At 59.4% G+C, this 17,720-nt stretch carries 14 protein-coding genes; 7 read left to right on the top strand and 7 right to left on the bottom strand.

Annotated features, from left to right (window positions below; translation table 11 throughout):
- The first annotated feature begins 8 nt into the window (after positions 1-8).
- On the top strand, positions 9-1,541 hold the full coding sequence (gene rmuC, locus ACNKU3_RS14305) for a DNA recombination protein RmuC (protein WP_418260180.1): 1,533 nt from the start codon (positions 9-11) through the stop codon (positions 1,539-1,541).
- 82 nt (positions 1,542-1,623) lie between these two features.
- On the opposite strand, the gene ACNKU3_RS14300 is transcribed toward rmuC, so the two are convergent.
- The 5 genes from ACNKU3_RS14300 to dnaA all read right to left on the bottom strand — a co-directional run bounded on the left by ACNKU3_RS14300 (position 1,624) and on the right by dnaA (position 8,541).
- A complete protein-coding gene (locus ACNKU3_RS14300) occupies positions 1,624-1,968 on the bottom strand; it encodes a UrcA family protein (RefSeq protein WP_418260179.1) in 345 nt (114 codons plus the stop codon).
- A gap of 369 nt (positions 1,969-2,337) precedes the next feature.
- Positions 2,338-4,755 carry a DNA topoisomerase (ATP-hydrolyzing) subunit B gene (gene gyrB, locus ACNKU3_RS14295; RefSeq protein ID WP_418260178.1) on the bottom strand — a complete coding sequence of 806 codons (2,418 nt, stop codon included), beginning with the start codon at positions 4,753-4,755 and terminating at the stop codon, positions 2,338-2,340.
- A 25-nt stretch (positions 4,756-4,780) separates the two neighbouring features.
- Positions 4,781-5,890: a DNA replication/repair protein RecF gene (gene recF, locus ACNKU3_RS14290; protein WP_418260177.1), complete on the bottom strand. Its 1,110-nt coding sequence runs from the start codon at positions 5,888-5,890 to the stop codon at positions 4,781-4,783.
- A 21-nt stretch (positions 5,891-5,911) separates the two neighbouring features.
- Positions 5,912-7,021, bottom strand: a complete 1,110-nt coding sequence (gene dnaN / locus ACNKU3_RS14285; protein WP_418260176.1) for a DNA polymerase III subunit beta — start codon at positions 7,019-7,021, stop codon at positions 5,912-5,914.
- Positions 7,022-7,089: 68 nt separating this feature from the next.
- Entirely contained in the window at positions 7,090-8,541 is a 1,452-nt protein-coding gene (dnaA, locus tag ACNKU3_RS14280; RefSeq protein WP_418260543.1) for a chromosomal replication initiator protein DnaA, read from the bottom strand.
- 505 nt (positions 8,542-9,046) lie between these two features.
- On the opposite strand from dnaA, the gene rpmH reads away from it, so the two are divergent.
- Genes rpmH through mnmE form a run of 5 tightly spaced genes read left to right on the top strand, consistent with a single transcriptional unit; the run spans position 9,047 to position 12,934 of the window.
- Positions 9,047-9,181, top strand: coding sequence for a 50S ribosomal protein L34 (rpmH, locus tag ACNKU3_RS14275; RefSeq protein WP_418260175.1), 135 nt, complete (start codon positions 9,047-9,049; stop codon positions 9,179-9,181).
- Between the two features lie 32 nt (positions 9,182-9,213).
- Positions 9,214-9,600 carry a ribonuclease P protein component gene (gene rnpA, locus ACNKU3_RS14270; RefSeq protein WP_418260174.1) on the top strand — a complete coding sequence of 129 codons (387 nt, stop codon included), beginning with the start codon at positions 9,214-9,216 and terminating at the stop codon, positions 9,598-9,600.
- Entirely contained in the window at positions 9,600-9,827 is a 228-nt protein-coding gene (gene yidD / locus ACNKU3_RS14265; protein WP_418260173.1) for a membrane protein insertion efficiency factor YidD, read from the top strand. Before rnpA ends, yidD begins: the two co-directional genes overlap by 1 nt.
- 16 nt (positions 9,828-9,843) lie before the next feature.
- Complete coding sequence (gene yidC, locus ACNKU3_RS14260; RefSeq protein WP_418260172.1) at positions 9,844-11,532, top strand: membrane protein insertase YidC; 1,689 nt, start codon at positions 9,844-9,846, stop codon at positions 11,530-11,532.
- A 31-nt stretch (positions 11,533-11,563) separates the two neighbouring features.
- A complete protein-coding gene (gene mnmE / locus ACNKU3_RS14255) occupies positions 11,564-12,934 on the top strand; it encodes a tRNA uridine-5-carboxymethylaminomethyl(34) synthesis GTPase MnmE (RefSeq protein WP_418260171.1) in 1,371 nt (456 codons plus the stop codon).
- Positions 12,935-13,453: 519 nt separating this feature from the next.
- Here mnmE and ACNKU3_RS14250 read toward each other — a convergent pair.
- The gene (locus tag ACNKU3_RS14250) at positions 13,454-15,442 is read right to left on the bottom strand and encodes a sodium-translocating pyrophosphatase (protein ID WP_418260170.1); all 1,989 of its coding nucleotides are present in this window, start codon (positions 15,440-15,442) and stop codon (positions 13,454-13,456) included.
- A gap of 125 nt (positions 15,443-15,567) precedes the next feature.
- Here ACNKU3_RS14250 and ACNKU3_RS14245 point away from each other — a divergent pair, with 125 nt between their 5' ends.
- A complete protein-coding gene (locus ACNKU3_RS14245) occupies positions 15,568-16,422 on the top strand; it encodes a lysophospholipase (protein ID WP_418260169.1) in 855 nt (284 codons plus the stop codon).
- Here the strand turns inward: ACNKU3_RS14245 and ACNKU3_RS14240 are convergent, their stop codons facing one another.
- Positions 16,423-17,715: an alpha/beta hydrolase fold domain-containing protein gene (locus ACNKU3_RS14240; RefSeq protein WP_418260168.1), complete on the bottom strand. Its 1,293-nt coding sequence runs from the start codon at positions 17,713-17,715 to the stop codon at positions 16,423-16,425.
- Positions 17,716-17,720: the final 5 nt, after the last annotated feature.

Here is a 17,720-nt window from a genome sequence, read left to right as displayed (position 1 = left end):
CTGGCGGCATGACACTACAACAGTTTTTCGATAACCCCGACTACGTGCTGGCCCTGTCCTGTACCGTTGCCGGCCTGCTCGGGCTGGCACTGGGCCTGCTCTGGGCCTCGCTGCGCGGCAGCAGGGCGGTGAGCGAGCTGCGCGCGGGCCACGAGACCCAGGCCCAGCTGCTACATTCGCAGCTTAACGAGGCGGGAATCCGCTACGCCGGTTTGCACGCCCGCGAACAGCAGCTGGCGCAACGCTTCGAGGAAAAAGCCCAGCAGCTCAACCAGTTGCAGGCCGACTTCGCCGGCCTGGGGCAGCGGTTCCAGTCCCTGCAGAACGACCACACCCGCCTGCAGACCCAGCAGGAAGAAAAGCGCGAGCGCCACGAAGAGCAGCTAAAGCTGCTGCAGGAAGCCCGCGATAACCTGAAACAGGAGTTCGAGGTGCTGGCCAACCGTATCTTCGAGGAAAAGGGCAGGAACCTCAGCGCCTCGAACCGGGAATCACTGGACCTCCTGCTGCGCCCCTTCAAGCAGCAGATCACCGAGTTCCAGAGCCGTATCAACCAGGTACATACCGAGTCGGTCAAGGGGCAGTCCGCCCTCGAAGCCGAGATCAGGAAGGTCCTGGAAGTGGGGCTGGCCATGAACACCCAGGCCAGCAACCTGGCCACAGCGCTCAAGGGCGACAAGAAAACCGCCGGCAACTGGGGTGAGGCGCAGCTCGAGCGCACGCTGGAACTCGCGGGCCTGCTGCCGGGGGACCACTACAGCGGGCAGGAGAGCTTCACCGATGCGCAGGGCAAGCGCCGGATGCCGGACTTCGTAATCAAGTTGCCGGACAACAAGAGCCTGGTCATCGACAGCAAGGTCTCGCTGATCGACTACGACCGGGCGATTTCCGCAGACAGCGATGAAGAGCGCGAAACCGCCCTTGCCGCCCACGCAGCGGCGGTGCGCCGGCACATCGACGACCTCCACGCCAAGGACTACGCCAACCTGCCCGGTATGGTCAGCCCCGATTTCGTGTTGATGTTCATGCCCGTTGAGCCCGCCTATATCGAGGCCCTGAAAATGAACCGCGACCTGTTCAACTACGGTTACCAGCGCGGTGTGGTGATGGTCTCGCACACCACCCTGATGCCCATCCTGCGCACCGTCGCCAACCTCTGGCGCATCGACCAGAGTAATCGCGAGGCGCGGGAAATCAGTGCGCGGGCCGGGGACATCTACAACCAGGTCTGCCTGGTCGCCGAGCGCCTGCAGAAGCTCGGGGCAACCCTGAATACGGCCAGCAACCACTATAACCAGACGGTCATCGGTCTGGCGGGCCAGCAGGGCCTGATCGGCAAGGTGGAGCGCTTCCGGCAGCTCTCCAGCAAGGCGAGCAAGAATATGGTGGAACTCGACCCGCTGCACGCGGATTTCGAGGTGGAGCGTCTGCAGGCCATCGAGCTGCCAGAGGCCCCACTGGAGAATGAGGGCGAAACCAGCGCGCCCGATAACGGAGAGCCGGAAAACGCACTCCCCGAGTCAGTGGAGGCAGATTCCTGACACTAAAATGGGGCGCTGCCTCCGCAAGCAGCGCCCCGGGGCGGTTCCCACCAGGGGTTGCAGGAACCGGGAGTTGCCTTGTTCAGTCGGTGGTGGCCACCTGGTCAGCGCCAATCTGGCTCATCGCTGCGTCCACTGCGCGGTCATAGCATTCCTCACGCTTTGCCGACACATGCAGGCTGCCTGAACGCCGGTAATCGGAATGGCCACATACATCTTCCGCGGCGCGGCGGATACGCTGCTCCACACGCGCCCGGCCTTCGGAGGTGGTCAGTTCAGAGCGCTTGTAGCTCACTTTTTCAGAGGGCACGTTGGACGCCCGTACCGTGGTTTCATCCAGGGCGGCAACCGGGCCAGCCAGGGCCAGTGCCAGGACCGGCAGTGCAACCGAAGTACCAACCAGTTTTTTCAGCAAATTCGTTTTCATTTTCCCGCTCCCTACCTTTAGAGAATTTCCTTTTTTAAGAGGCCGGCATCCCGTACCGACCAGCCTTGCAGACAAAGATAGTGGCAAGCGCCCGGCCTAAACAGGGCGTTTCGCCGGGTTGCGGTGCTCAGGCGACGAGTCGCATGGATAGTGCGATGAGTTGCGCCGGCAGGCGGTGAAACGAGGGGCGGTCCTGGCAATCACCGGGAACCTGTTTGTGCGGACAGTGGATGGAACTTCGTTTTTCCGGGTGCCGGATGACAGCCGGGCTGGCAGGAGTCCCGGGGCAGCAGCGAGGCATGGCTACTCCGGCAGCAGGATTGTCCAGGGAAGTCAGGGGCCGCAGCGATAGCGGCCCGGACATTCCGGCTACACGTCGAGATTGGCGACCGACAGGGCGTTTTCCTCGATGAAGTCGCGGCGCGGCTCCACCTGGTCTCCCATCAGGGTAGTGAAGATCTGGTCTGCGGCGATAGCGTCCTCGATGGTCACCTGCAGCAGGCGACGGGCATCCGGGTCCATGGTGGTTTCCCACAGCTGGTCCGGGTTCATTTCACCGAGACCCTTGTAGCGCTGGATAGTGTAGCCCTTGCGCGCCTCAGCCATCAGCCAGCTCAAACCCTCGACAAAATCGGTGGTCGCCAGAGACTTCTCCCCACGCTGGAAGTAGCCCTCGTCATCGATCAGGTTGGTGAGCGTTGCACCCAATGCCACCAGGCGGCGGTATTCCGCGGAGGCAAAGAACTCGCGGCCGTACTCGGACTCGGATTCCACGCCGTGGGCGAAGAGCTTGACCACGGGGTAATAGATTTCGCGTTCGGGATTGCGCCGGACTACGGCAGAGTACTGGTTAGTATTGGAATCTAAGGTTTGTAAGCGCTCACTTAACTTCCGGGTATAGGCTGCAACCACGGACTCGTCAGACATCTGCTCAACATCGAGTGTCTGGGTGTACATCATTTCCCACAGGACATCCGGCCAGTACAGTCGCGACAGACGATCAACCGTGGCCGCCACGGAGCGATATTCGTTGACCAGCGACTGCAGTCCTTCGCCAGTGATGGCCGGGGCACTCGGGTTGACGTAGATCGCCGCATTATCGAGGGCGGACTGGGTCAGGTACTGGTTCAGCGCATCGTCGTCCTTGAGATATTCATGGTGTTTGCCGCGGGCAATCTTGTACAGGGGGGGTTGGGCGATGTAGACATGCCCCCGCTGAATCAGCTCCGGCATCTGGCGGAAAAAGAATGTCAGCAGCAGGGTCCGGATATGGGATCCATCCACGTCTGCATCGGTCATGATGATGATGCTGTGGTAACGCAGTTTATCCGGATTAAAATCTGTTTTGCCGATACCGCAGCCCAGGGCAGTAACAATCGTGCCGACTTCAGCAGAACCCAGCATCTTGTCGAAGCGGGCTTTTTCAACGTTGAGGATTTTACCTTTCAGGGGCAGGATCGCCTGGAAACGCCGGTTGCGGCCCTGCTTGGCCGAACCTCCGGCGGAGTCACCCTCTACCAGGAACAGCTCAGAGAGTGCCGGATCCTTTTCCTGGCAATCCGCCAGCTTGCCGGGCAGTCCGGCAATATCCAGGGCACCTTTACGGCGAGTCATCTCGCGAGCCTTGCGGGCCGCTTCGCGCGCGCGGGCCGCATCGAGCATTTTTCCGACCACGGACTTGGCTTCCTGGGGGTTCTCCAGGAGGTAGTCGTTGAAACGCAGGTTCATGGCCTGTTCCACGGCGGTTTTCACCTCTGAAGAGACCAGTTTGTCCTTGGTCTGCGAGGAGAACTTGGGGTCCGGAACCTTAACGGAAATAATCGCGGTGAGCCCCTCACGGGCGTCGTCCCCGGTTGTCGCCACATTGGATTTTTTCCCGAGGCCTTCTCGCTCAATATAACCGTTCAGGCTGCGGGTGAGGGCGGCCCGGAATCCGGCCAGGTGGGTACCGCCATCGCGCTGGGGAATGTTGTTGGTATAGCAGAGGATATTTTCCTGGAATGAATCATTCCACTGCAGTGCAATCTCCACCCCGATGCCTTCATCGGTATCCAGCTGAAAGTAGAAGGGCTTGTTGATTGGAGTCTTGTTCTGGTTCAGGAAGTCCACGAACTGGCGCAGGCCGCCGTCATAGCTGTAGGTCTCCTCCTTGCCACTGCGCTCGTCCTTAAGGACGATACACACCCCGGAATTCAGGAAAGCGAGCTCGCGCAGGCGCTTGGCCAGCAGATCGAAATGGAACTCGATATTGCTGAAGGTGTTCTTTGAGGGCTTGAAGGTAACGGAGGTGCCAGTGGTAGTGGTGTTGCCTATCGCCGCCAGCGGCGCCTGGGGTACCCCGTGGCGATACACCTGCTCGTGCATTTTCCCGGCACGGCGAATCGTCAGGGTCAGCTCCTCGGAGAGGGCGTTAACAACCGAGACCCCCACGCCGTGCAGGCCTCCGGAAACCTTGTAGGAGTTTTCATCGAACTTACCGCCGGCGTGCAGCACGGTCATGATGACTTCTGCGGCAGATACACCCTCTTCGTGCATTTCCGTGGGAATGCCGCGACCGTTGTCGCCCACGGTGACAGATTCATCGGGGTGGATGACTACATCGATGCGCGAACAATAACCTGCCAGCGCCTCATCGATGGAGTTATCGACAATCTCAAAGACCATGTGGTGCAGGCCGGTTCCATCGTCAGTGTCGCCGATATACATCCCGGGGCGCTTCCTGACAGCATCCAGGCCCTTGAGTACCTTGATGCTATTGGAATCGTAGTTCTGTTCGGTTTCGCTCATGTTTTCCAATTCCTGGACCCGCGCTTCAATCGGGTATTGTCACACTTGTGATGGTTCCATGTTCCACGTGGAACATTTTCAGCTGTTCCAACTTCTCTGGTGGCCAGACGCTGCGAAGATCATCGCCTTCTACACAGGTCACGAAAGCCTGAATGTTGTCCATCGCCGCTATCGCACTACAGACCAGAGCTGCATGATGCCGATCAAGCTCAGAGGGCAGGTCATCGATCAAATAAATGCAGCTCCTGCCACCCGCTTCGGCCATGATTTCACCCTGGGCCAACTTCAGCGCGCAAACCACCAGCTTCTGTTGGCCCCGGGACAGCACCTCCGCCGCGGGACGACCCTCGATCAGCACACGCACATCCGCGCGTTGCGGCCCGACGTGGGTAAACCCCTGGTCCAGGTCAGACACCAGAGAACTCTCCAGGGCCTGGATCAGCTCAAGTTTGCTGTCCCAACCTCGGCGATAGCGCAGTTCGATACCGCTGAGCGCCGGCGCGAGTGACTGGACATAGGATAAGAATCGTGTGGCCAACCGCTCGAAGTACGCGCGTCGGAAGCTGGTTATTGCTTCACCGGTGTCCGCGACTTCCCTGGTCCAAACCGGTAATTGCGGATCCGGAATTTTACCACGGCGCAACAAGTTATTCCGCTGCTTTATACCCCGCTGGTAGCGCTTCCATTGGGGGTAGAAGCCATGTTCCACGTGGAACACACCGAGGTCGAGAAAACGGCGCCGTCCTGCTGGAGGGCCGTTGAGCAGATCGAAGGAGTCAGCGTTGATTACCTGCAGGGGGAGGTACTCAACGAGCTCTGAAACAGACTGGATGGGGTTTCCGGAGACCCTGATGCGCGCCTCCCCACCCATCTCGCGCTCAACACCGAGGCCGATATTGCCCTGCACGAGCTGGCCGAACACGGTACAACTGGATTCTCCGTGGGTGATCAGCGAGCGGGGGTTGCCGCGGAACGACCGCGCCATCCCGAGAAGATGGATTGCTTCCAGGGCACTGGTTTTGCCTGAACCGTTGGGACCAAAAAATACATTCACCGGGCCCAGCTCATCGAGCCTGACCTGGCGAAGATTACGAACCCCGGAAATCTGCAGGCGATACAGCAGTGATGCAGGCATCAGCGCTTGGAGGCGCCTCGTTTAGAGGCGCATCGGCATGACCACATAGCGCGAATCACCGTCATCTTCGACCTCTTCGAGCAGCGCGCTACTGTTCGGATCGGAAAGCGCCAGCTTGATTTTTTCGCCTGAAAGGACGCCGAGTACATCGAGCAGGTAGCTGACGTTGAAACCAATCTCCAGTTCACCACCGGAATATTCCACGGATACGCTTTCTTCCGCCTGTTCCTGCTCGGGGTTATTGGCAATGATATCGAGGTTGTTTTCCTCGAGCTTCAACCTCACGCCGCGGTATTTTTCATTGGAAAGGATAGCGGTACGTGCGAAGGCCTGGCGCAACTCGAGCCGTGAACCGATAACGATCTTGTCGGCGTTGCGCGGCATTACCCGCTGGTAATCAGGGAATTTCCCATCGACAAGTTTCGAGGTGAAAGTGAAATCCGCCGTGGTGGCGCGAATATGATTGCTGCCGATCACTATACGGATATCACCTTCATCATCGAGCAGCAGACGGCCGAGTTCCAGAACACCCTTGCGGGGGAGGATAACCTGGGTGTCACTTTCCACTTCCAGCGACCCGGGAAGCGAACACAGCGCCAGGCGATGACCATCCGTCGCCACCACCGTCAGTTTGTGGTCCTTTATTTCCCACAGCATGCCATTCAGGTAATAGCGCACATCCTGCTGGGCCATGGCGAAAGCCGTGCGGTCTATCAGGCGCTTCAGTTGTCCCTGCTTCAGGCTCAGTTGATGAGTGCCCATGCTGTCTTCAAGACTGGGAAATTCCCGGGCGGGCAGGGTGGACAGGGTAAAGCGGCTGCGACCACAGCTGACGGTGACCTTGCTTTCCTCGACACTGAACTGGATGTCGCTACCGTCGGGCAATGAACGACAAATATCCACCAGCTTGCGTGCCGGCACCGTCACTTCGCCGGTTTCATCGCGAGACTCCGCCAGGGGCACCCGGCCGATGAGTTCGACCTCGAGGTCTGTCCCGGTCAGTGACAAATGATCCTTGTCCACCACCAACAGGACATTGGACAAAATCGGCAGCGTCTGGCGGCGCTCGACTACACCCGCAACAAGATTCAATGGCTTGAGCAGTGCATCCCGCGAAACAGTGAACTTCATAGGTAGTGTCGTTCCTTAAACCGGTAGGTATTGCGGTCGCCGGGACCGCGCCCAGATTTCGTGGCCCCTCAGGTGGTGAGGGATCGCAGCAAATTTTTGTAATCTTCGCGAATATCCGAGTTGGTTTCGCGGAGTTCCTTGATTTTACGACATGCGTGCAAGACTGTCGTGTGATCTCTGCCGCCAAAGCTGTCACCGATCTCAGGCAGGCTGTGATTGGTCAGCTCCTTGGACAGCGCCATCGCCACCTGGCGCGGACGGGCGACGGATCGACTGCGGCGCCGGGACATGAGATCGGCGACCTTGATCTTATAATACTCGGCGACCGTACGCTGGATATTGTCGAGGCTGACCTGCTTGTCCTGCAGCGCCAGCAAATCCTTTAGGCTGTCCTTGATCAGGTCGATATCGATTTCGCGGCCGATGAAGTGAGCACTTGCAATCACTCTCTTTAGCGCGCCTTCCAGTTCGCGCACATTGGAGCGGATGCGCTGGGCGATAAAAAACGCGGCATCTGGCGGCAGGTTGATGCGTGCCTGGGTGGCCTTTTTCATCAGGATAGCCACCCGGGTTTCCAGCTCGGGGGGTTCTACCGCCACCGTCAGGCCCCAGCCAAAACGGGATTTCAGCCGCTCCTCGAGGCCGTCGATTTCCTTGGGATAGCGATCACAGGTGAGGATCATCTGCTGTCCACCTTCCAGCAGGGCATTGAAAGTGTGGAAAAACTCTTCCTGCGAACGGTCTTTTTTGGCGAAGAACTGGATATCATCGATCAGCAGGGCATCTACCGAGCGGTAGTAGCGCTTGAAGTCCGAGATGGCATTCAACTGCAGCGCCTTTACCATATCGGCGACAAAACGCTCGGAGTGCAAATAGACGATCTTCGCATCGGGTTTGCGCAGTTTCAGCGCATTACCCACGGCGTGCATCAGGTGGGTCTTGCCCAGGCCAACTCCGCCATACAGGAACAGCGGGTTATAGGAATCCCCCGGATTCTCTGCTACCTGACGGGCAGCCGCGAGTGCCAGCTGGTTTGACTTGCCCTCAACAAAATTGGTGAAGGTATAAGTCTCGACGAGGTTGTGCTGGTGCTGCAGGGAGCCTTCGATTTCTGCCTGCCGTGCGGTATCCGGGGACACCTTGGCCACTGCGCGCACCGGCCGCGCAGCGGCGCTATAACCGGAGGCCACCGCGCTGCCCGACACCGCGGGCGGAATGGTTGGCAGTTCCTGCATTGCCGGCGCCGGTGAGTGGTTCATTGTGCTGGTGGCTATGCCGCCGACACTCTGGCCGCCAATTTCGAAGACTACGTTCATCGGCGCGCCGGATTCCTGCTCGGCGATCAGCTCTGAAATGCGGGCTGCGAACTTGTCGGAAACAAAGTCCTTGATGAAGCGGTTAGGGGCAAACAGTCGAAGCAATTGGCCATCCAGACTTGCCCGCAGCGGGCGTATCCAGGTATTGAACTGTTTTGATGGCAACTCATCCTGCAACCGTTCAACACATTGCTCCCACACCATTCCAGGCAAAATAATCCCCCACGGCGAAGATAAAACTCTCGCCATTTCTGCAAAGTCGTATATTTTTTTGGTACCCGGCCAGAACACGCTCCGGAGTGGAGATAATAGCGCTGCGACTGGCAGTTATCCACAAAAATTTCCGAGTGCCCTGAAATTATTTTATCTTTTATTTTCATATAGTTAGATCATTATTGATGGTTTTTTGTTCAGCTCGCCGGAAAAAAAATAATTTTGCCGGACTGTGGATAAGTTGTTAATAAAATATTGAAAAATTGTGGGGCGATGGCTGCAACACAGGGCCCTCAAGGCCTCTGCGGATTATGGCAGCAGTGCCTGAAAACGCCCTCCGGCACCCGTCGCGCCGCGCTGCGGGAAGCGGTTAAATTTACTTTCAGGCCAGATTGAATTCGCGCCACCCTTACCCTAGAATAGCCAGCCTTTTTTTGCCGCCAGGGGCCACGGTCCCGAGAGCGGGTCACTTTAAACCTTTTTCAGGTAAGCAAGCATGAAGAGAACATTCCAGCCCAGCGTTCTGAAGCGCAAACGTACCCATGGCTTCCGCGCCCGTATGGCTACCAAGAACGGCCGCCAGGTGCTGAGCCGTCGTCGCGCCAAGGGCCGCAAAGTACTGACTGCCTGATAAGGCAGCTGTACTGACCTGAGGCAGGTCCCTTGGTACAGAGTGATTGCCACTTCAGCAAACGAAGTCGCCTTCTCAATGCCGGGGATTACCAGCGGGTCTTCAATGACGTCAAAGTAAAGGCAGGTCACAAGCACCTGCTTTTACTTGCGACCTATAACCAGGAACCCGGACATCGTCTGGGTCTTGTCATTGCCAAGCGAAATGTCCGCCTGGCGGTGCAGCGCAACCGGATCAAGAGAGTCGCAAGGGAGTTTTTCCGCCACCTGCCGGCATCCCAGCCGCCGATGGATGTGATTCTTTTGGCCCGCCAGGGAATGGATTGTTTGGACAATGACCAGCTATCCACTATATTGCGGCAGCAATGGCAAAAGCTGAGCCGCAATGCCTCCCGGTCACTCGAGAGCCATGACCCCTGATGCGTGAAGCCCTCATTTTCCTGATTTCCTGCTACAAGCTGGCTATCAGCCCGTTCCTTGGCAACAACTGCCGCTTTTACCCCAGTTGTTCCAGTTACGCCCAGCAGGCCATCCGCGAACATGGCGTCGCACGGGGCAGCTGGCTGGCCCTGCGCCGATTAGCCAAATGCCATCCCTGGCACGAAGGCGGTGTGGATACGGTTCCACCCTGTCACCACAAACACTGATGCTCAGACTATAACCATGGATTTGCAACGTTCACTGCTTATTGGCGCCCTCGCGGTCCTCTCCTTTATGCTGTTGACCAAGTGGGTCGCCTTCGAGGAGTCACACAAGGCTGCGGCCGCAGCACCGGTTGCCCAGGTACAGGCCGGTGAAACTGCCGCCGAACTGCCGTCACTCGTCGAGAATGGCGACCACAGCGATGAAGTCCCCTCGCTGCCTCAGGCTGATACACCAGCAGCGACGGGTCTTGCTACCGCGGAACATAAAACCCGGCACAGCCAGGTTACCGTCCGCACCGACAGTCTGCAGGTCAATATCGACCTCAATGGCGGCGACATTACCCAGGTGGCCCTGCCCCGGCACCCGGCGCACATCGACACGCCGGACCAGCCCTTTGTGCTGATGGAGCAGACCAACCAGCGCATCTACGTTGCGCAAAGTGGCCTGATCGGCAAGGACGGCATTGACCAGTCCGGCCGCGCCAGCTTCTCCAGCAAGCAGGCAAGCTACCAGCTGGCGGATGGCCAGGACCAGCTGGTCGTCGACCTGCAGTGGCAGGGCGAAGGCGCCGTCGGCATTACCAAGCGATTTACCTTCACGCGCGGCGATTACCTGATCAAGGTCGATTACCTGGTCAACAACGGCAGCGACCAGCGCTGGCAGGGCAACCTGTTCGGCCAGATCAAGCGCGACAATTCACCCGGGCCGAGCACATCTTCGGGTATGGGCCTGCACCCCTTCCTCGGTGCGGCGATTACCACGCCGGAAGACAACTTCGCCAAGTACTCGTTTGACGACATCGCGGAAAAGCCCTTCCGCGAAGCGATCCAGGGTGGCTGGGTGGCACTCATCCAGCACTATTTCATCAGCGCCTGGATTCCCAACCCGGAACAGACCAACAACTACAGCATGCGCACTACCCGCTCCGGCTTCAATATCATCGGTTTTACCAGCCCGGTCCTGACCGTCGATCCGGGTAGCAGCGGAACCGTCGGCGCATCCTTCTATGCGGGACCCAAGGACCAGTACCGGCTGAAGGAAATTTCCCCCTACCTCGACCTGGTGGTCGACTACGGCTGGTTGTGGTGGATCGCGCAGCCGCTGTTCTGGCTGCTCACCAAGATACACAGCCTGGTCGGTAACTGGGGTGTGTCGATCATCCTGCTGACCGTACTGGTGAAAGGTGCGTTCTTCAAACTGTCGGCCACCAGCTACCGTTCAATGGCGAAAATGCGCAAGGTTCAGCCGAAAATTGTCGAACTGCGCGAACGCTACGGCGACGACAAGCAAAAGCAGTCGCAGGCCATGATGGAGCTTTACCGCAAGGAGAAAGTCAACCCGATGGGCGGTTGCCTGCCGATCCTGGTACAGATGCCGGTATTTATCGCCCTGTACTGGGTGCTGATGGAAAGCGTCGAACTGCGCCAGGCACCGTTCATGCTGTGGATCAAGGACCTGTCGGTGATGGACCCCTATTTTGTCCTGCCGATCATCATGGGCGCCTGTATGTGGTTCGCGCAGAAACTGAACCCGCCGCCGCCGGATCCGATGCAGGCGAAAGTCATGCAGTGGCTGCCGATTATTTTTACCTTCTTCTTCCTCTGGTTCCCCGCCGGCCTGGTACTGTACTGGGTAGTTAACCAGCTGCTGTCCATTACCCAGCAATGGGTAATCACCCGGCAAATCGAGAAATCCGACACGGCCTGACCCGACGCACCCCGCGCAGGGAGAGTTTGCCATGCACACTGCGCTACTGGATGGCGACACCATCGTCGCCATCGCCACTGCCCCCGGACGCGGGGGCATCGGTATCCTGCGGCTTTCCGGGGCCCGGGCCCTGCCCATCGCCACCGCCATCACCGGCAAATCACTGAAGCCGCGCCTCGCGCACTACTGCCAGTTCCGCAATCGCGAGGGTGTGGTCCTGGACTCCGGCATCAGCCTCTATTTTCCCGCTCCCCACTCCTTTACCGGAGAAGACGTGGTTGAACTGCAGGGGCACGGCGGCCCGGTCATTCTCGACCTTCTGCTGGACGTCTGCAGGGCGCTGGGTGCACGGCAGGCGCGCCCCGGCGAATTCTCGGAGCGCGCCTATCTCAACGACAAACTCGACCTGACCCAGGCCGAGGCGATTGCCGACCTGATCAACAGCACCACGGAACAGGCCGCGCTCAATGCCACGCGCTCGCTGCAGGGCGCTTTTTCCCAGCGCATCCACGCCCTGGTAGAGAGGGTCACACGGCTGCGGGTATACGTGGAGGCAGCCATCGATTTTCCCGAAGAGGAAATCGATTTCCTCGCGGATGGCCAGGTACAACGCCAGTTGCAGGAGATTTTCGACCACCTCGCCAGCGTTGAGTCGGAGGCCCGCCAGGGTACCCTGGTTCAGGAGGGCATGAAACTGGTGATCGCCGGACGTCCCAATGCGGGAAAATCGAGCCTTCTGAACGCCCTGGCAGGGCAGGACACCGCAATTGTTACGCCCATCGAGGGCACAACCCGGGATGTACTGCGCGAGCATATCCAGATCGACGGGCTGCCCCTGCACATCGTCGATACTGCGGGTTTGCGCGACAGCCCCGATGACATCGAGCGCGAGGGAATTCGGCGGGCCTGGAACGAGATGAACAGCGCCCACCTCATCCTGTTGGTGGTGGATGGTTCAAATACCGCCGTCGCGCAGGATCCCGCGCAGATCTGGCCGGCCATTCGCGAGCAACTGGACCGGGATATTCCGGTCTGCGTCATCCTCAATAAAACTGACATCAGCGGCCAGCCCTGCGCCCTTGTCGAGCGCGATGGCTATACCGTCATTTCCCTGTCAGCACGCACCGGTGAAGGCCTGGACCTGCTGCGCACCCACCTGAAACAGTGTATGGGCTACGCCGGTGAAGGCAGCTTCAGTGCCAGGCGGCGCCACCTGTCCGCACTGGCCGCAGCCCGCCAGGCGCTGGAGGCGGGGCGTGACCAACTGGAACAGGCTGGTGCCGGTGAACTGCTGGCCGAAGACCTGAGGCTGTGCCAGGACGCCCTGGGGGAAATTACCGGTGCCGTGACCTCGGACCAGTTGCTCGGTGAAATCTTTTCCAGCTTCTGCATCGGCAAGTAAACCCCAGCCCATCGACGCAGTATCCCCGCCATATCCACAGGCAAACCACAGACATCAAAAACATCCACAGCTAAATGACAGGCTCACCACAGCCTCGGCAGCGGCTGCCTGGCCCTGGGGAAAACTGCTGGGACAAACCCTGAACGGAAGGAGGGACGAATCCGGGATAAGACCTTCGCGGAAACCGGGGGCCGATTTTGTCCAGAAACCATCCCCGCTCAACCCACCGCCTCCACACGCCGGTTTCAGGTGTTCTCCGCTGCCTTGTCATTGACGTAACTTACTGCTTTTACGCGCTTTTCTTTGGTTACTCACAAGTGGAGGCTGCCCTAATAATAACTACAACAACAATCCTCTAATCCTATACATCAATATATTTATACTTTTCTCTATTTTGTAAGACTGCGTAATAGGACCCGGAGAGCATATGTGACTACCATTAAATGGCAGGACAGCATTCAGCGAACAGGGAAGTTCGCGCTTCCCTGCTGCTGAATGACGAGGTGAACCGGCTGGTGGTCAGAGTAGGGGCGCAATCACCAGACTGACGATTGCCATCACGTTGATCAGGATATTCATGGCTGGACCCGAGGTATCCTTGAAAGGGTCGCCCACGGTATCTCCAACCACCGTCGCCGCATGGGTAGTCGAACCTTTCCCGCCCAGGTTGCCTTTCTCCACGAATTTCTTCGCGTTATCCCAGGCACCACCGGCATTGGCCATCATCAGTGCCATCAGTACGCAGGCCAGCAATGCGCCTCCGAGCATCCCGCCGAGGGCGGCTGCACCGAGACCAAAGCCGACCAGTACCGGCGCTACCACCGCTATCGCGCCGGGCAACAGCATCCGCCGCAGCGCCGCGGAAGTGGCGATATCGACACAGCGCGCGGTATCCGGCTCTGCATTGCCTTCCAGCAGTCCGGGAATTTCGCGGAACTGCCGCCGGATCTCGTTGATCATGTCAAACGCCGCTTCACCGACAGCAGTCATGGTGATCGATGCGATCAGGAAGGGAATCGTACCGCCGATAAACATTCCCACCAGGACCACCGGGTTGGACAGTTCGAGGCTGAATCCGGGATTGTGGACCTCGACGGTCTGGACGAAGGCGGCGATTATCGCCAGGGCGGCCAGCGCTGCGGCGCCGATCGCGAAGCCCTTGCCGATCGCCGCCGTGGTGTTGCCTACCTCGTCGAGTCCGTCGGTGATCTTGCGGGTTTCCTCACCCATGCCGGCCATCTCTGCGATCCCACCGGCATTGTCCGCCACCGGTCCGTAGGCATCGATCGCCATGGTGATGCCCACGGTAGCCAACATGCCAACTGCCGCAATGCCCACACCGTAAAGCCCGGCGAGCCAGGTCGAAAGGAAGATGATGCCGGCCAGTACCAGAACCGGCAGCACCACCGACTGCATCCCGACCGCCAGGCCGGTAATCATGACTGTGGCCGGTCCTGTCTCACCGGACCGGGCGATCCGTTCCACCGGTCTCGAACCGGTGTAGTACTCGGTAATGAGGCCGATGCAGACGCCACCAACGGCCCCGCAGACTACCGACCACCAGATTGTGCTATCCAGGCCCATCGACTCCACCAGGAACCAGGCGGCAATCGCGAAAACCACGGGCGCAGCCAGGGTGCCGGAGCGCAACGCAACCTCCGGTGCGGCGTTGCTGCGGGCGCGCACAAGCACGATGCCGCAGAGGGAGGCCAGCAGGCCGATACTTGCCAGGGCCAGTGGCAGGAACATCAGTGCGCCCTGGGAATGCACGGACATGGTCGATGCGATCGCGATACAGGCAATCATCGAGCCGCAATAGGATTCGAAAATGTCGGATCCCATGCCGGCAATGTCGCCGACGTTGTCGCCGACGTTGTCGGCAATCACTCCGGGGTTGCGTGGATCGTCTTCGGGAATCCCGGCCTCGACCTTGCCGACCAGGTCGGCACCGACATCTGCGCTCTTGGTGAAGATCCCGCCCCCGACCCGGGAGAACAGGGCCACCGTCGAAGCACCCATCCCGAAACCGTGGATGGCGTGGGCACTTTCCGGGTCGCCGCCGAAATACCAGTACAGGGTTCCCAGGCCGAGCAATCCGAGCGACGCGACGCACAGGCCCATGATGGAGCCGCCGTAAAATGAAATCGCGAGGGCTGCATCCTGGCCGTGTTTGTTGGCCGCCACCGCCGTTCGAACGTTGGCTTTGGTAGCGGCGAACATACCGAGAAACCCGGCGCTGGCAGAGGATACCGCCCCGACCAGAAAGGCGACTGCAGTGTCGGCTCCCAGCGGTGAGACATACAGGCAGGCCAGCAGCACCAGCGCGAAAATCCCCAGCATGCGGTATTCCCGCTGCATGAAGACCATTGCACCGAGGTGTATCTGGTCACCGATATGCTTGACGGTGCCGTCGCCGTGATCGTGGCGAACCATGATGTGATAGATGATAAACGCGACTGCCAGGCCGGCGAGTCCGAGGACAGGGGGTACCACGTGAAATCCAGACATAGCTTGACTCCATGGTGTTATTATTGATCCCGCCTGGCCATGCTAACCAAAATTCACGGATTGGCACAAGCCACTCGCGACAACCCGCAAAACCTTGTATCGACCAGTGAGGGGGGAGATTTTCCATGGCTGAAACACACAGGGATGGTCGTTTCAATGGACCCGATGGGCTGTCGCTCTACTTCCAGTACTGGTTTGCCCCGCAGCCGCGCGCGGTGGTGCTGATCGCGCACGGTGCCGGCGAGCACTGTTCCCGCTACCAGCCCCTTGCCAGTTTTCTGACCGGACATGGTTTCACGGTTGCCGCACTGGATCATCCCGGCCACGGCAAGTCGGATGGCACTTATGGCCATGTGGAGCGCTTCAGCCAGTACCGGGAGAGTCTCGGGGAATTCCGCGAAAAGATTTCCGCCGATTTTCCCGGCCTGCCGATCGTATTACTCGGGCACAGCATGGGCGGCCTGATCAGCGCCGATTACCTGATCGGTCACCAGCAGGAATTTATCGGCTGCGCGCTCTCCGGCCCCGCGATTGCCTCGGAACTCGAGCCCGGCGCTTTACAGATAGGTTTGATCCGCCTGCTGTCGCGCTTTTTGCCGACGCTGGGCGTGATGCAACTGGAAGCGGGCGGTATCAGCCGCGACCCGCGGGTAGTACAGGAATACACCAGCGATCCGCTGGTTCACCACGGCAAGTACTCCGCGCGATTCGTCAGCGAGTTGTTCGCGACCATGCAACGGGTGCAGGAGGAGGCACAAAAAATCTCCCTGCCCCTCCTGCTGATGCACGGTGAAGCCGATTCGATGACCTCTCCAAAGGGCTCAAAGCTGTTGTTTGAACGCGTTTCCAGCAAGCAGAAGACCCTTAAGCTCTACCCCGGGCTGTACCATGAAATTTTCAATGAACCGGAACACGAGCAGGTGTTTGCCGACTTGCTGGCCTGGTGTGAAACCCTGCCCGGCCTGCCGCTGCAGGTGTGATCAACCCCCGCCCGTGGCCTGAGCCAATTCCTCGCCCGCTACGCCGGGTGATTGTTGCAGGTGCTTCGCGTAGGACCACTCGAGGAAGCGGTGTATCGCATCCACGGTAAGCTCCGCGCGCTGGGAGTGAAACAGTTCAAAGCCGTGTTCGGCGTAGGGCAGTTCTGCGTACACTACGGCCTGCTGTGACACCGCACGGAGTTTCTCCACGAACAGCTGGGCATCGCGTACCGGGATCAGGCTGTCCTGGGTGCCGTGCAAAACAAAAAACGGCGGTGCCTCGGCATTCACCAGGGTTACCGGGGATGCCAGGTCCCACAGTTCGGGGTTGGCGCTTTCGTCCTCGTACATTACCCGGCCGATCAGGAATTTCTTCAGCGGTTCCGGGTAGCGGTACTGCTGGAACCGGGAGACGAAATCGTAGATGCCGTAGAGCGGCACTGCCGCCTGTACCGCGGTATCCGTTTGCGGATTGTCGGCCTGCAGCTCCGGACGGTTGGCGGTCAGCGCCACCAGCGCAGCGAGATGACCACCGGCGGAACCGCCGGTGACGGCGATGAAATCGGTATCCATGCCGTAGTCCGCACCGTTCTCGCGAATCCAGCACAGGGCGCGTTTGCAATCCTCGAGGTGGGTGGGAAAACCGACGCTGGGGCTGAGCCGGTAATTGACCGCAACGCATATCCAGCCGCGGGCTGCCAGGTGCCACATCAGGGGCTGGCCCTGGTCTTCCTTGCGGCTCATGGTCCAGGCGCCGCCGTGTATCTGCAGCAGTACCGGGCAATTACCCCGGCGTTGTTGCGGTCGGTAGATATCGAGGTGCTGGCGCATGCCGAGCGGACCATAGGGGATGTCGCGAATCACCTCGACGCCCGGACGGGTCATCCGGAATGGCAGCTTCCAGTCGGCAAAGCCCACCTGTTGGCGCAGTTGCGCGACCCGCCGCGCGTCGAGCCGTTCGCGGTAGTGTTTGCCGAGTCCTTCGCACAGTGCGTCTTCCAGCACTTCGGCGGCTGCCCGGCTCTGCCAGATATGCCAGGCGAGTCCGCACCAGGACAACAGCAGAACCAGCAGTGAAAGCTTGCCGATCACGCTGTCCAGGGCGCCGCCGGCTACCAGCAGCAGGCTGAGGAGGATCTGCAGCGGCAGCCACAGCCAGGCCAGTTCAGTGGTTAGCAGGGAGACACCGAATACCGACCAGGGAATGGCCTTGCGTTTGACGTTGCGCGGTTGCAGGCTGAGATAGAGAGAAACGAGGCCAAACGCCGCGAGGCAACACAGTATCCAGTCCATGATCG

The sequence above is a fragment of the Haliea sp. E17 genome (assembly GCF_048323675.1).
Classification (GTDB): Bacteria; Pseudomonadota; Gammaproteobacteria; order Pseudomonadales; family Halieaceae; genus Mangrovimicrobium.
The sequence above is the reverse complement of the archived record's forward strand: the minus strand, read 5'-3'. Positions and strand labels throughout refer to the sequence as shown.

Coding starts and splice junctions, on each gene's coding strand:
- ACNKU3_RS14300 (WP_418260179.1), bottom strand. CDS start 1,968: ATGAAAACGAATTTGCTGAAAAAACTGGTTGGTACTTCGGTTGCACTG.
- gyrB (WP_418260178.1), bottom strand. CDS start 4,755: ATGAGCGAAACCGAACAGAACTACGATTCCAATAGCATCAAGGTACTC.
- ACNKU3_RS14240 (WP_418260168.1), bottom strand. CDS start 17,715: ATGGACTGGATACTGTGTTGCCTCGCGGCGTTTGGCCTCGTTTCTCTC.
- mnmE (WP_418260171.1), top strand. CDS start 11,564: ATGCACACTGCGCTACTGGATGGCGACACCATCGTCGCCATCGCCACT.
- ACNKU3_RS14250 (WP_418260170.1), bottom strand. CDS start 15,442: ATGTCTGGATTTCACGTGGTACCCCCTGTCCTCGGACTCGCCGGCCTG.
- rmuC (WP_418260180.1), top strand. CDS start 9: ATGACACTACAACAGTTTTTCGATAACCCCGACTACGTGCTGGCCCTG.
- yidC (WP_418260172.1), top strand. CDS start 9,844: ATGGATTTGCAACGTTCACTGCTTATTGGCGCCCTCGCGGTCCTCTCC.
- rpmH (WP_418260175.1), top strand. CDS start 9,047: ATGAAGAGAACATTCCAGCCCAGCGTTCTGAAGCGCAAACGTACCCAT.
- dnaA (WP_418260543.1), bottom strand. CDS start 8,541: ATGGTGTGGGAGCAATGTGTTGAACGGTTGCAGGATGAGTTGCCATCA.
- yidD (WP_418260173.1), top strand. CDS start 9,600: ATGCGTGAAGCCCTCATTTTCCTGATTTCCTGCTACAAGCTGGCTATC.
- recF (WP_418260177.1), bottom strand. CDS start 5,890: ATGCCTGCATCACTGCTGTATCGCCTGCAGATTTCCGGGGTTCGTAAT.
- dnaN (WP_418260176.1), bottom strand. CDS start 7,021: ATGAAGTTCACTGTTTCGCGGGATGCACTGCTCAAGCCATTGAATCTT.
- ACNKU3_RS14245 (WP_418260169.1), top strand. CDS start 15,568: ATGGCTGAAACACACAGGGATGGTCGTTTCAATGGACCCGATGGGCTG.